Below are 13338 nucleotides of genomic sequence, written 5' to 3'. Positions count from 1 at the left end.
CGGGCAGGCTTCGGTCAGCTCTTGCCGATTGCCCCGTTGCAACCCGGGTCGGCACAACCCGATCAAGCCTTAACTGAACACACGCACACTTTAGAATAGGATGATTCGATATGATCCAACTGCCCTTCGCGCTCAGCGAATACCGCAGCAGGCTGTCTGCTATCCGTGCCGAAATGGCGACACGCAACCTTGACCTGCTGATGGTCAACGACGTCGCCAACCAGCACTACATCACTGGCTATGACGGTTGGGCGTTCTACACGCCGCAAATGGTCTTGGTGCCTCTAGCCGACGAGGAGCCGATCTGGATCGGGCGCGCCATGGATGCTGCGGGCGGGCTGTTGACGGCATGGATGAAGCCCGAGAATGTCGTTGGGTTTCCGGAAGATCATGTCCAGCGACCTGACCGTCATCCAATGGACTGGATTGCGGCCTGGATCGAAAGGAAGGGCTGGGGCGCGGCAATATCGGCATCGAGCTCGAGGCCTATTACTATTCTCCTAAGGCGCACGCACGGCTGACGGGGGGCCTGCCGAACGCAGCATTCCACGACGCCGACCTTCTGGTGAACTGGATCCGCAGCGTCAAATCGGACGCCGAGATCGGCTATCTCCGCAAAGCCTCGCGCCTTGCCGAGGCAGCGGTCACCGCCGCGTATGAGGTGATTGCGCCAGGCGTTCGCGAGTGCGACGCCATCGCCACGATCCAGGCCGCCCAGATCGCAGGCTCGCCGGATTTCGCGGGCGACATCGCCGCCCTGCCGCCGACCATACTGGGCGGCCAAAACGCCTCGGCCCCGCATATCATGTGGAGTGATCGCCGCTTCGGCGACAACGAAACCGTCGCCCTCGAACTCGCCGGCGTCGTGCGCCGCTACGCCGCCGGGCTGGCCCGGACGCTTCAGTTAGGTGCCATGCCAGCCAAGGTCGGCGACACCGGCAAGGCCGTTCTCGAAGGCATGGAGGCGGTCCTTGCTGCGATCAAGCCTGGGGTTATGGCGGAAGACGTCGAGGCAAGCTGGCGTAAGGTCGTCGAGCGCTACGGCCTGAAGAAGGAGTCCCGCATAGGCTATTCGATCGGGGCCGCCTATCCGCCAGACTGGGGCGAACACACGATCAGCCTGCGACAGGGTGACAAGACGATTTTGAAGCCGGGCAACGTCCTTCATTCCATCCTCGTTATGTGGATGGACGGCTGGGGGATCGAAGTGAGCGAAACGATCCTCGTCACCGCTGACGGGTGCGAAACGCTGACCAGTTTCCCGCGAGAAATCCATGTCAAACGTTTGAAACCCCAAAGGATTGATGGATGACGCGCTGGAGCGCAGGATAATCGGGATCCGCCGCCACCCTCCACCGCAATCCGGAGCTCTCGAACGAAGAGACCCAGACGCCGTTATCTGAGAGAGGTGCTGGAGGGCGCTGGACTGAGTGGACGCCACTTCACCATCCACGATTTCCAGTGGAGGAACAGGCGCTGTCGATAGGCGCTGTTGTCCTCTGCAACGCTGCCCGAAATTTCTTGTTGGCACAGACCTAGGCCAGTCACCAATTGAAATCGGCAGCTCTCGCAGGCGCCCACTGGCTTGCCCGCGCGTTGATGGCGCAGCGGCGTGCGGCCGAGTTGGAATGTTTCAGTGAGGTGCCTCGTTATTGCAGTACTCAGCCGTTGCGTGATCACCGGATGAAGGCAGCTTTTCCGGACGACTGAAAAGTCCGCACGATCAGTACGAACCGCAGTGCCGGCACTACTCCTCAATAGGCAAGGCTAATGATGCCTTGATCCGGTCCATCACGACCATCGTCTTGACGGCCTTAATATCAGACTCGTGAAAAAATCGACGGGTAAATGCCTCATACTCGGCCATGTCCCGCACAGAGATCAGAAGAACGAAATCTGCTTCACCCGTGACATAGTACGCACTCATGATCTCCGGCGTGCGCCTGACCGCTTGCTTGAAGCGATCAATGATGTCTACCCGCTCGCGCTCCAGACTGATAGATGCCAGCATGAGCATGGGACGACCCACGGCTTGTGGGGAAACTATGGCAACGTCAGCCTCAATCACACCATCATCGCGCAGTCGCTTCAATCGCCGCTGACAAGCAGTCGCAGAAAGGCCGGCAAGTTCGCCCAACTCGGCGGTTGTAAGGCGATTGTCGCGCTGCACGGCGTTGAGAAGCTTACGATCGACTCGATCCAGGTCCATTTTCATCATCACTGCAAAAAAGGGGGTTTCCGCGCAGAAAAACGGCTCGGCTTTGGTGATATTAGCCTGACTTCCACAATGATCAAGCCCTAAAATGATCTGATCAGCGAAGCCCTTTCGCGTAGCCTCTTGTTAATGAATCGGCCCGGCCACGGGCGCGCGCAAGGTAGCTCGACGGCTCCTTAAAATGGCATCTTCGGCTCATAATTGTGGGCTTAATGAGTAGGTTTTGCTTCCCAACCCATGAACACGGATCTGATAACGAGCATGACAAGCCATTTTCTGCCCTTAGATCTCCTTCGACAGGAGTTTCCGGCTACTGAAAGCGCCATTTACATGGATGTTGCAAATCAGGGGCTTATATCCAGGACGAGTCGAACGTCCATGGATCAGCACTTCGACAACAGACTGAATGGCCTGAATGACGAAGAAAGAATGATGCAACTTGTCGAGCGGACTCGTTCCAGGTTCGCCACATTCATCGCGGCCGACAAAGATGAAATCGCCATCACGAAAAACGCCTCGGAAGGCATCAATATAATCGGAAACGCGATTGATTGGAGGCCCGGAGACAATGTTGTGCTGTGCCGGCAATTGGAGCACGCAAACAACATCTTGCCTTGGCTGCAAATCAGGGACAAGCATCGGATTGAACTTCGGATCGTAGAATCTGATAGCGGTGCGATTCCGTGCGATGCTCTTGTCAAGGCCATCGACTCTCGCAGTCGTATTGTCACAGTATCGACGGTCACAATGGTGCCAGGATTCAAGACGGTGATGGAGCCCATTGCTGAAGCTTGCAAGCGGGTTGGCGCTTTTCTTTTGGCCGACGCGTCTCAGTCCGTCGGTATATTGGATACTGATGTCACTCGGCTTGGTGTCGACGGGTTGGTGGCGTCGTCTTACAAGGGATTAATGGGGCTCTATGGGTTGGGGTTTCTGTATTGCCGCCGAGAATGGGCCGATCGCCTGAGTCCCGCCTACCTCGCGCGCTTTAGTGTCGATCTCGGGGACGCACCAGAATCGGCTCCCATATTCGATACGGTTAAATTGCGCGCCGGGGCGCCTCGTTTTGAAATTGGGCATTACAATTTCCCCGGCGTGATAGCGGTCTACGCATCGATCGGACAACTGATGGAAATCGGCACGTTGGCGATCGAACAAAGCGTCACATCGGTTGCAAGACGGCTGGCATCGGGCTTGTTGGATCTCGGGCTACCTGTTTGCGGCGGCGCACCAGGGAATCACACCGGAAGTATCGTTGCGCTCGGAGATCCGGCGCTTTCTGGTTCGCGCGAGCCCGACAGCCGCATTCATTCGCTGCACGAGCATTTGTCGGAGAACCAGGTGATTGTCTCGGTCCGCCGCGGGATGCTGCGTTTTTCACTTCATCTATACAACACCGCAGACGAGGTTGACCAAGTCATAGCTCTGGCAAAGAACTGGCTGGCCTAGCCGAAGCTGCATTCTCAAGGAGGGATAGGAGCATTTATGTCGTCCATAAGCACACAAACGGTCGAGCTTCTCAAGCAACTCATCAAAATTGAGAGCATCAACCCGTCAGCGTCAGCAAAGGGGAGCGGAGAGCAAAAAATCGCCGAGTTCCTCGAGGCTTTTTGCCGCGAGCGAAACCTGCCGTATGAGTATCAGGAAGTTGAGGACGGCCGTTCGAACTTCTTTACCTGGGTGCCTGGGCAGGATCCTTCCAAGCGCGTTTTGTTCATATCGCATATGGACACGGTCCCTGTCGACAATTGGGTGGCAGATCCTTTTTCTCCTGAAGAAAAAGAAGGTCGGATATATGGGCGAGGAAGCTGTGACGATAAGGGGCCCTTGGCCGCGATGTTGATGGCTCTCACTACGCTCGGGGAACGTAAGCCCCGGGCCACGATCGTCCTGGCTGCAAGCGTTGACGAGGAGTATCGGAAGAAGGGTGCGCGAGCAATTGCTCAGTCAGGTGTTTCATACGACGCTGCGGTTGTCGGTGAGCCTACTGACTTGGAGCTCGTCGTTGCCCACAAGGGTTCAGTCCGCTGGCAGGTGGAAGTTGAGGGCGTACCTGCTCATAGCTCCAAACCGCACCTTGGAGTGAACGCTATTACGGGCATGGCCAAGGTCATCTTGGCCCTCGATAAAATCAATGAAACTTTATCGCAACGAGTACATCCGCTGGTCAGCCCCCCCACTCTCACGATCACACTTATTGAGGGAGGGGCAGAACTGGCGACGGTGCCGCCCTCGTGCCGCGTCTGGATCGACAGGCGACTCATACCAGGAGAACGGCCGGCAGACGCTGTCCAGGAGGTAGAAACCATCTTGGAGGAGCTGCGCCAAGGCCCCGATAAGATTAAGGCCCGCTCTTTGCTGCCGGCATTGGAAGATCCAGCTCCCCCGAGTGCCGAAGCCACCAAGATCGCCGCAGTAGCCGCAAAGGCCTGTGCTGAGATTGCCGGAACGGGCCAGCACCGTGGAGTTCCGTATGGCACCGACGCAAGCCAGCTCTCGTTGGGAGGCATTCCATGCGTTATCCTGGGTCCGGGAAGCATCGATCAGGCGCATACCGCAAACGAGTATGTGGAGATTGATCAGGTCGCCAAAGCCGTTGAAATATACCAGAAGATCATGCTCGAGTATTGATTCTGTCTTCAAGGACTATGATCTCAATCAGGCAGGCCCAGTGATAAGCTGGGTCTCCTCGGCAACAATTTAACCTACCGAGCAGCCATAGGGATTTCATGCCGATCTTGAATCGCGTCACAGACCTGGTCCCGGAAATCATTGCCTGGCGGCGCGACATGCACGCAAATCCTGAGTTGGGATTTGACGTACATCGCACCGCATCCTTTGTGGCGGATCGCCTTCGCGAATTTGGCTGCGATCGTGTCGTCACCGGGATAGGACGTACTGGGGTGGTTGGCGTGGTGAAGGGTGGACGGGTTGATGGAGATCGAAAACAAAGAATTATCGGGTTGCGTGCCGATATGGATGCACTTCCGATCGAAGAAGCAACGAATGTGGTCTACAAATCATCAAGGGCGGGTGTGATGCATGCATGCGGCCACGACGGCCATACTGCAATGCTCCTTGGTGCGGCGCGCTACCTTGCCGAAACGAGAAATTTCGATGGCACAGTGGTTTTTATCTTCGAGCCTGCTGAAGAGCTCGGCGCGGGTGCGGCGGCTATGCTTGAAGACGGGTTGATGGATAGTTTCGGTGTCCAAGAGGTCTATGGCTTGCACAATTGTCCGGGCATGCCGGTCGGTGTTTTTGGCATCGGTGAAGGGCCGTCGTGGGCAGGCACCGACATCGTTAGGTTTCGGATCGAAGGCCGTGGGGGCCACCACGGTCTGCCGCATAAAAGCATCGACCCAATCCTGGTCGGCGCCCAGCTGATTACCGCGCTTCAGCAAGTTCTGGCGCAAAACGTGGACCCTATCGAAGCCGCTGGCCTCGCTTTTGACAGCTTTCACTCCGGCGACGGATTGGCGACGATCGCACAGACAGCGGAACTTTCGGGGACAATACGCGCGCTGAAACCGGAGGTTCGAAAGGTAATCCAAAACCGGATAGGTGAGGTGGTGGCCGGAATCGCCCAAGTGACGGGCGCGAAGATAGAAATGACTAGCGAGGTCGGGGAGATTATCCTCGTCAATCAACCCGACCAAACCAGGATCGCGCTTACAGCAGCAAAGGGCGTGGCCGGTGAAGACAAAGTTCTAATCACGCCTCCGGTACTCGCGGGCGACGATTTTGCCAGATTGGCGAAGGCTCGGCCAGGAGCCTACATCTGGTGCGGCAATGGCGATAGCGCGGGCCTCCATCACGCGGCATATAATTTCAACGACGACGCGATTCCCTTCGGCACGTCCTTCTGGATTAAGCTAGTCGAGAACACGCTGCGCTAGTTTTCGCACGCGCGCGCGCTGGACTTTAGGTTCTCTTGCGTGTCCTGTTTGTCAATCGGCGCCGAACTTGCCCCCTCTCCGGATATTGCACACGGAAAACACAGCGTCCGTTCAATAGCGTCCTCAGGAGGCCAAAATTGCCGATTTCCTGCGCGCGTTGGCAAAATTCCGCATAATCGTGGATCGCAAGACTGCTAGTTTTACCAGGCGGGAAAAGCTGTCCGACATTATGCTCCACAAAGAAGTTCTCCAAATGTCGCGACGTGACTTTCAGCCTGCCAGAGACGGGAAACCGCCGCGTTCTGGTCCATGTAAAAGCACTGGCTCGACGTCCTCTCCACAACGTCATCCGGCGGGACCAGCGGCCAAGCGCAATGGAAGGAACTTTCAAATGAACATGTGGCAATGCCTGGGGACCAGGAGCAATCTTTTCAAACGTGTGTTTCTGAAGGTGGCTGCGTTGGGTATGGCGGCCCTCGCAACTGTAGCGTTCGCGGGGTCAGCGTCGGCTCAATCACTGCTCGATAAGATCAAAAACGGAGAAGCGGTCCGGCTTGGCTTCTCGAACGAGCCTCCCTTTTCCATTCCGGGACCAAACAACGAGCCGCTCGGATGGGTGAACGCAATGGCCGTGGACCTACTAAAAAAGCTGGGCACGACCAAGGTCGAGCCGGTTGTGACTGAATGGGGCTCTCTCATCCCCGGCATGCATGCCGGTCGCCTCGACATCATTACCGGGGGCATGTACATCCTACCCGACCGCTGTCGCAACGTGCTGTTCACAGAGCCGCTCGCTGTTCTAAGCGCAGCTCTGATCGTGCCGAAGGGCAATCCGCAGAATCTGCGCTCTTATAAGGATCTGCGCGAGAAGGGCCTGACCGTCGCCACCGGTGCGGGCTGGGACGACGTTCAGAATGCTCGCAAGGCCGGCATTGCCGACGAGAAGATTTTGCAGGTCGCCGGATCCGCAGAGGTTCTGCAGGCCGTGAAGGCCGGCCGCGCGGCCGCGGGTGTAGGCGACTACTTCACCATGAAGGAGTTCGCCGCCAAGGACGCCAGCATGGATGTGACCGATCTGCTTCCCGATAGTCCCAAAGGGTATCCGGCCCTCGCCTTCCTTCCCAACCAGCAGGCGACCGTCGACGCCTTCAACGCGGTATTGAAAGACTATGTGGGCTCCAAAGAGATGATGGAGTCAGTCGGCAAATACGGCTACACAAAAACAAACCTGCCGGACGGCACCACGGCTGCCCAGCTCTGCAAGGGCTGAAGCCAAGCGGGATTTGACACCTTGTGCTGAGCGCCTCCTCGATTTGGTCGGGGAGGCATCCAGCGACGGGCAAGGGCGTGAAATTGTCTCTTTATAGGCTCGCCCTTGCCACGGACATTGCCGAGGTGAAGACGGCTGCTCTGTGGGCGGGACAGTCATAGCGACCCGCAACGCGTGCTTTGGTCGGCTCACGATTTCGCTCACCCGTCCTTGCGGCGCGACAATCAACGTGAGAGCGCGTATTGCCTCACGTAACGATGTTCCTCGAGATTCGAGCGTTGCCTCATCCATTTTGCTCCCGGCTTGGGCTAAGGAGGCCGGGCGCGGAGATGGCCGGGGTTTCGCAGCGCCCGGCCTCCTTAGCGAGCGCCACGGCGCCTCAGTGTGGCCCTGCGATCTCCAGGATCGGCGGCTCCTTGTTCAAGGGGCCAAACAGCAACGCGTCCGCCTGTTCGCTGCGCCAGACCTTCAGCCGGCGCTGAAGCGTTCGAAGCAGTTTGTCCGGGTAATCGCCGGGATACTCGGCCTGCAGTCGTGACAGAAGTTCGCTGCCGGTTCGCCATGGTTCGGCTTCGAACCAATTTCGTAAGTCCGCAGTCGCCTTGACGAGAGGGTCAGGACGCCGCCGCCCCCTTTTTGGCTTTCACAATCGGGCGATCCGTCGGCCGGATAGCTCCGTTCTTCCAAGCAGTCCGCAAACTCGCCAGGAAAAGGTCGATTGGCTGAGCTGTTCCGTCAGGGCGCATGGCCGGCGGAGTATCGGCAAGCGTAGCGAGTCGCTCCTGCACGGCACGGATATCGCGCAATAGCAGGACAGGATCGAGCCCGGCGTAGATTTCCTGCAGATGGGAGCGGACTGCATCTGAGGTGCGAGGGTCGGCAACCAGACGCTGATGCGGCGTAGCTGGCGGACTATACGTCTTGCGCACACGTGCGCCGTCGCGCTGCTTCGCGATCAACTTGAACGATGGCTGAAAGAAGTTCACGAACAGCCGCGCTGACCGGTAGAGCTTCGCTAGCAGCGTGGCGGCCTCCAGCCCCTCGAACCGACGATATCCGACCATCCTACGCACCACGGCGCCATGCTTCTGCTCGACAAAGGCCTGGTCATTCTTGCGGTAGGGGCGGCAGCGCGTGAAAACGATGTTGGCGGCGGCGCAATAGGCCTTCAATGTCTCGTTCATGAAAACGGTGTCGTTGTCCGTATCCAGGCCGAGAAGCGCGAAGGGCAGTTGCTTGCGCAATTCTGTGAGCACCGTGCTCAACAGCGTCTGTTCGCGAACCAGCAGCGGCGCACATTCCGTCCAGCCGGTCGCGATGTCGGTGAGCACGAGGGTTTGGATGAAGCTGCCGCGAGCCGAAGGGCCGCTATGGGCCACCAGGTCCGCCTCAACGAAGCCTGGCGCTGGATCGTCCCAATCCGCCGACGTTCTAATGGGAATGCTCCGTCGCAGGGCATGCGCTGCAGGCCGTCGTCGGGGACGTCCCAAGCCTTCTCGGATCGGTCCCAGCGTCCTGTCGATCGTGGCCGCGCTCATCGCCAGCAATTTGCCCCGGATTTCGGGCGCTAGGTCAAAATGACCGTGCCGTTCCATCGCCTCGAGAAGCATGGGCAGCAACGCCTTCAGCCGCTTGCCGCAGACGCGGTCGGACGCCTCCCAGAGCAATATGAGCGCATTGCGTTCCGCTTCATCATAAATCCGCGGCCGCGCTCGCCGGCCTGCACACGGCCCCTCACCGCGTGGTAGCAGCCGCATCGCGTGCTTGCGGTGAAAGCCCGTGACGACGACGAACTCATCCAAAATTCTCGCCTTCTCCGCTCGCGTCGAAGCACGATAGCGCTCTGAAACCGCCGTCGTCAGTTCTTTCCTTGTCGCCATGCTCAGCCGTCCCATAGTCGCCCCTGCTCTTACCCCTCGGTAGGGAGCACTTATGTGAGGCAACGGTTGAACATTCAGGAACATTTTCGACGAGGCAATGCGGCTTCTCTCCCAGATTGTCGCGCTACACGTCCTGAGCGCCAAGGCCGGGACCACTGAGCAATGCGCTCGGGCCCGCGGCTGTACTGACGCGGTTCCTAGTGTCATATTTCTCCCGAGGGCTCGCTTTAAAAGGCGAGAGAGCGCATTGGGAGGACCAACACGCCCGGCACATGCTCAAAACTGCGGCTTGATCCTGTCCGGCCCGAGGGGCGCACACCAATCGGGGCGAGTTATGGAAGCCGTTTGACAGCAGATTGGTCGCTTCCTCGGCAGACGCTTTCAGTTTGAAAATGACCGCGACGTAGACGAAGCCCGCCGCAATCGTCACGTATGTTATGTCGCTCACCCAGAGCTGGTTCGGGCCGTCGGGTGTCACGTTCTTCGCCAGGTTCGGGAAGATCGGCAACTCGTGATCGCTGTTCGTAGTGGCGATGAAGCGCCGCCTAATCCTGGGCTGCAGATCATGCTCGCGCATCAACCGTCTGACCTTCTTGTGGTTGACGATGATGCCGCGCTGCCGCAGCGCCGCCTGCATGCGGGGCGATAGCCGTAAGCTTCGAAGCCGTCGGAGATCTCACCCATCCTCTCGACGAGCGCTGTGTCATCCACGGCGATTTCGGGCTGATCGTAGTAGGTTGATCGCGCGATCCCCATCACCCGGCATCCTTCAGCGATGGAGACACCGCCGGGCCGGTGATCACGGATGGAGTCCCGCTTCTCGGACGTGGTGCGCTTTTCAGAGCCCCCTTTAGAAACTCGATTTCCAAGGCTTGCCGGCCTACCAACCGCTCCAGCGCTGCGATCGCGCCTCATAGATCTGCATCGTGTCGGCCGCCGCCACGTCCCCGTCGAAGGAGCCGGCCCCGTATTTCTGGATCCAGATGCGGATCAGGTTACGCGGCAGTCCGTGCCGCTTGGCGAGATCATGCGGCGTCTCGCCGGAAGGGACTCCTGCACTACCTGACGTTTGAACTCGATGCTGTGCGTGCGATAAGTCACCATGGCTTCCATCCTTCGAAAGCCCGGCTTCCAAGTCAATTCTGCTTGTTCAACCTGTCCGGCTCGAGGGCGCACTCCAGATCGGCAAGTTTGACCCCCATTATGTAAAGCGCGGCGGTCAGCGTTCGCCCGGACGGAGCTGGTCAGGGTTGCGCAGCCCGGGCGAATGCGGGTCGCGCTTGGCAGGTGTTGGGTGATCAGGCGCGGTCTTGAAGGACTCCCTTCCTGTCTCGATAACGTCGCAAGGCGGGCGAGGAGGGATGTCGTCTGTCGTCTTCTTGGCGGCCCCGGCTCATGGGTCAATTTTGTACGCCCATTCACAATCTGCCCAATGCCTGCAATAACCAAGGGCATCATGCCTCCGGTCGTGGACACACTGCGGTGCTGTTGGCGCAATTCGCTATCTTGCTGAACCATTTTTGGGGGCAGCGCAGTTGAGCACAGGCTCGCTCGCGATGCTCGTGTACGTTTTCGGCCAACTGCCTCCTGCCGGTCATTGATGCTATTGCCGAGAGCGGTGATCAGCCATGTTGTCGAGTGCTGCAGCGGAGCAAGACATTGCGGGTAATCTGCTCGACTGCGGGGTCTGCCGGCAATACCGGAGGCTCAAGGCTGCGCGTTGCGGTCCAGTCAATCGACTTTACGAGTCCAAACACCCAATCCGCTGTCGGAGCATTGAACAGTATCCCTTTGCCGGGCTCTTCGTGGACGATCATTGTGACGAATCCACCCAGGCTTCCAAGCGTTTCGCGCGGGCCCGAAGTTTGCCTGTAAGCCGCTGGCCAGCCGCCAAAGTCCCATTCACCCCAACGCCGACAATCGGCGAAAGCGAGCAACCGGGTTCCTGGTAGTGCTCCGTCGGCGAATGTGAGTTTTGGACGCTGGCCATGAGACTCGACTTCGAGACCATCCGCCTCATGCCCGAGGAGCTTTATCTCTGCACCGAAGGTGTCTCCGTCCCCAACCTCTGCACCAGTGAAAACCCAATGCTCGGGATCGCACACGGTAAAGCCGCACTTAGGGCGCGATGGCCCACCGAACAGCTCCCAGTACCAAAACATTCCCCCGGTCAGTACCTCCCGCGGCGCTCCAGGTCGACGCGTGTAATTGTATACGCCGGTCGTGGTTGTCGTTGACTCTGGCCGCAGATGCCAAGTGAACCCTGTAATCAAAGGGTTGGGTGTTGCGGCGTGCAGCGGATCAAGCGATTCCCCGCCGTCGCCATGCTCGCTGTCAGCGTGATCGCCCGAGGCCTTATAGCACTCGATTGCAGTACGGTCGGAAGTCTCTCGGACAAGATAGCAGGCAAGATTGCCACCGAGAAAGATCGTGGCGCCGCCGGTATCCCGGAAGGCGCGGACGGCGTCAAGCTGTTTTCCAGTCCAGTACTCGTCATGGCCAATCGTGACGAGAGCAGAGTAGTCAGAAAGGTTTGCATCTCCGTTGGATATGTCCAGGCCGGAGCAAAAGTCGACGGAAATTCCTTCGCGTTCCAACCAGTCGATGAAGGCAAACGTGTGCCCCGACTTCGGCGGGTATGGCCCTAGAATGTTTCCGTTCGGGTAACATAACCCGAGGCCTGGCCGATGGATCGATGCCTTTGAATTCCTCAGCTCTTCCCAGTACTGGCCATCATCTGACCGTCCATGGTACAGGCTGCGGTTGTGCCAGATGTGATAGGCGAGCCAGGTTGCGACGTTGACTTGACAGAGGATTTGCGACCCTGGGCGGCCGCTGCCGCGCCGGACGATGAACAGCGCATCCTCGCCTGCACGATCAGTGGCACGCTCCCGTGGCTTTTCGTCCGCGCAGAACTGGGCCACGTACACGCCGCTCGGCCATTCATCAGGAACGCTGTCGAGGAGGTTCACCTTCGGCCAGCGGCATCCCTCGGAGTCGGCGTCACCAGGGCCCAGAAGGCGCCCCCCCCGCCGACTGCGGCAGACGGTGTGGTTCGACGGGCCCAAAGCGCTGAACGAAGGAGAACTTCGGATGAAGATGAGCATCTTCGCACCCGGTCACCCGGTAGACGTCGACGTAACAGCGTTCTGATGACCGCGTTGCCACGTGGACCGCGAGTTCGTCTCCAGCGGCAACGCTGACGGCTGCCATATAGCCCGCGAAGTACGGTACAGCTTCTCGGCCGGTCGCCGGGAAAGCGACATAACGATATCCTGACGTTAGTGAAGGATGAACGCCGGGCAGGAACTCCTCAGTTTGAGGCGGGACCCTCCGACGCAGAATAACCGGCGGTTCTGGCAAACGAGTCATCGGTCGAGTCAAACTCATTGCGAGCTCCTCAGGAATTCGAACCGTGCAGGACCAGCTGTCGCTCCTGTCGTTGTACAATGTAGCAGCGCAAGAACGACTATTTCGACGAATTGATGCCTTCTACGCAGTAAACAGGCTTATAGCGGCTCGTGTCTGCATAACGGCAGCGACGGTGAGCAACCCCGCGTTCTGCCAAACCGCTAATTCGGACTGGCCCACTGACAGATGCCAAGTGAGTCCTGGCCGGCGCAAAGCATTGGGCGACTGTTGCCCGTCACATCACTGCTCGGCTGATAAACCACCGATGGGGCCTTTCCCGATCAAAAAAATTCGCCGCCAAGATAGACTGCGCGCAACGCCGAGCACCGCTTTGACGAGGCTGGCCGACGACAGATTACGAGCGACCACGTTCGACCACTCAGCAGGAGGCGAACACGTAGCGGTCAAGCTCTGCTGCATGATGCGCTTGAGCGGAAACGCAGTGGTTTGGTTCCAACGTGAAGGCGTCATGCCACGAGCAGATCGAGTGCAGCGCTCGCCATGCTCGGGTCCGACTGTTTCGGCCGCACCGTAGAGGCGGCCGCGGGAAATCCGCGCCAAGTCACGCAACCGTGCGAGCGCAAGGTCACCCGCACTTCGCGCGCAGCTATGGCCCCGAGCCTACCTGGACTCACGTCACCCGCGCGTGAGACCAATATCCTT

The 13338-nt window shown here is 58.7% G+C and carries 8 protein-coding genes and 2 pseudogenes; 5 read left to right on the top strand and 5 right to left on the bottom strand.

The window, feature by feature from the left end:
* The first annotated feature begins 110 nt into the window (after window positions 1-110).
* Window positions 111-1312 (top strand): annotated as a pseudogene (locus M729_RS01000000135780) (M24 family metallopeptidase).
* A 435-nt stretch (window positions 1313-1747) separates the two neighbouring features.
* On the opposite strand, the gene M729_RS0125365 reads toward M729_RS01000000135780, so the two are convergent.
* Window positions 1748-2209: an Lrp/AsnC family transcriptional regulator gene (locus M729_RS0125365; protein WP_027163259.1), complete on the bottom strand. Its 462-nt coding sequence runs from the start codon at window positions 2207-2209 to the stop codon at window positions 1748-1750.
* Window positions 2210-2593: 384 nt separating this feature from the next.
* On the opposite strand from M729_RS0125365, the gene M729_RS0125360 reads away from it, so the two are divergent.
* The 4 genes from M729_RS0125360 to ehuB all read left to right on the top strand — a co-directional run bounded on the left by M729_RS0125360 (window position 2594) and on the right by ehuB (window position 7384).
* Window positions 2594-3664, top strand: coding sequence for an aminotransferase class V-fold PLP-dependent enzyme (locus M729_RS0125360; RefSeq protein WP_245267634.1), 1071 nt, complete (start codon window positions 2594-2596; stop codon window positions 3662-3664).
* A 36-nt stretch (window positions 3665-3700) separates the two neighbouring features.
* On the top strand, window positions 3701-4846 hold the full coding sequence (locus M729_RS0125355) for a M20 family metallopeptidase (RefSeq protein ID WP_027163257.1): 1146 nt from the start codon (window positions 3701-3703) through the stop codon (window positions 4844-4846).
* 98 nt (window positions 4847-4944) lie between these two features.
* Entirely contained in the window at window positions 4945-6114 is a 1170-nt protein-coding gene (locus M729_RS0125350; protein WP_027163256.1) for an amidohydrolase, read from the top strand.
* A 391-nt stretch (window positions 6115-6505) separates the two neighbouring features.
* Window positions 6506-7384, top strand: coding sequence for an ectoine/hydroxyectoine ABC transporter substrate-binding protein EhuB (ehuB, locus tag M729_RS0125345; RefSeq protein ID WP_050596345.1), 879 nt, complete (start codon window positions 6506-6508; stop codon window positions 7382-7384).
* A gap of 379 nt (window positions 7385-7763) precedes the next feature.
* On the opposite strand, the pseudogene M729_RS01000000135775 reads toward ehuB, so the two are convergent.
* From M729_RS01000000135775 to M729_RS0125325, 4 genes and pseudogenes are all read right to left on the bottom strand, one after another.
* Window positions 7764-9279: pseudogene (locus M729_RS01000000135775) on the bottom strand (ISNCY family transposase).
* A gap of 109 nt (window positions 9280-9388) precedes the next feature.
* A complete protein-coding gene (locus M729_RS1000000137645) occupies window positions 9389-9901 on the bottom strand; it encodes an IS3 family transposase (protein WP_027163254.1) in 513 nt (170 codons plus the stop codon).
* 243 nt (window positions 9902-10144) lie between these two features.
* Window positions 10145-10399, bottom strand: a complete 255-nt coding sequence (locus tag M729_RS1000000139375) for a hypothetical protein (RefSeq protein ID WP_245267633.1) — start codon at window positions 10397-10399, stop codon at window positions 10145-10147.
* A 487-nt stretch (window positions 10400-10886) separates the two neighbouring features.
* A complete protein-coding gene (locus tag M729_RS0125325) occupies window positions 10887-12371 on the bottom strand; it encodes a N,N-dimethylformamidase beta subunit family domain-containing protein (RefSeq protein WP_027163253.1) in 1485 nt (494 codons plus the stop codon).
* Window positions 12372-13338 lie beyond the last annotated feature (967 nt).

Origin of the sequence: Mesorhizobium sp. WSM1293 (assembly GCF_000513875.1) — a bacterium.
GTDB classification, from domain to species: domain Bacteria; phylum Pseudomonadota; class Alphaproteobacteria; order Rhizobiales; family Rhizobiaceae; genus Mesorhizobium; species Mesorhizobium ciceri.
Note: the sequence above shows the minus strand (reverse complement) of the source record. Positions and strands in the feature narration are given on the sequence as shown.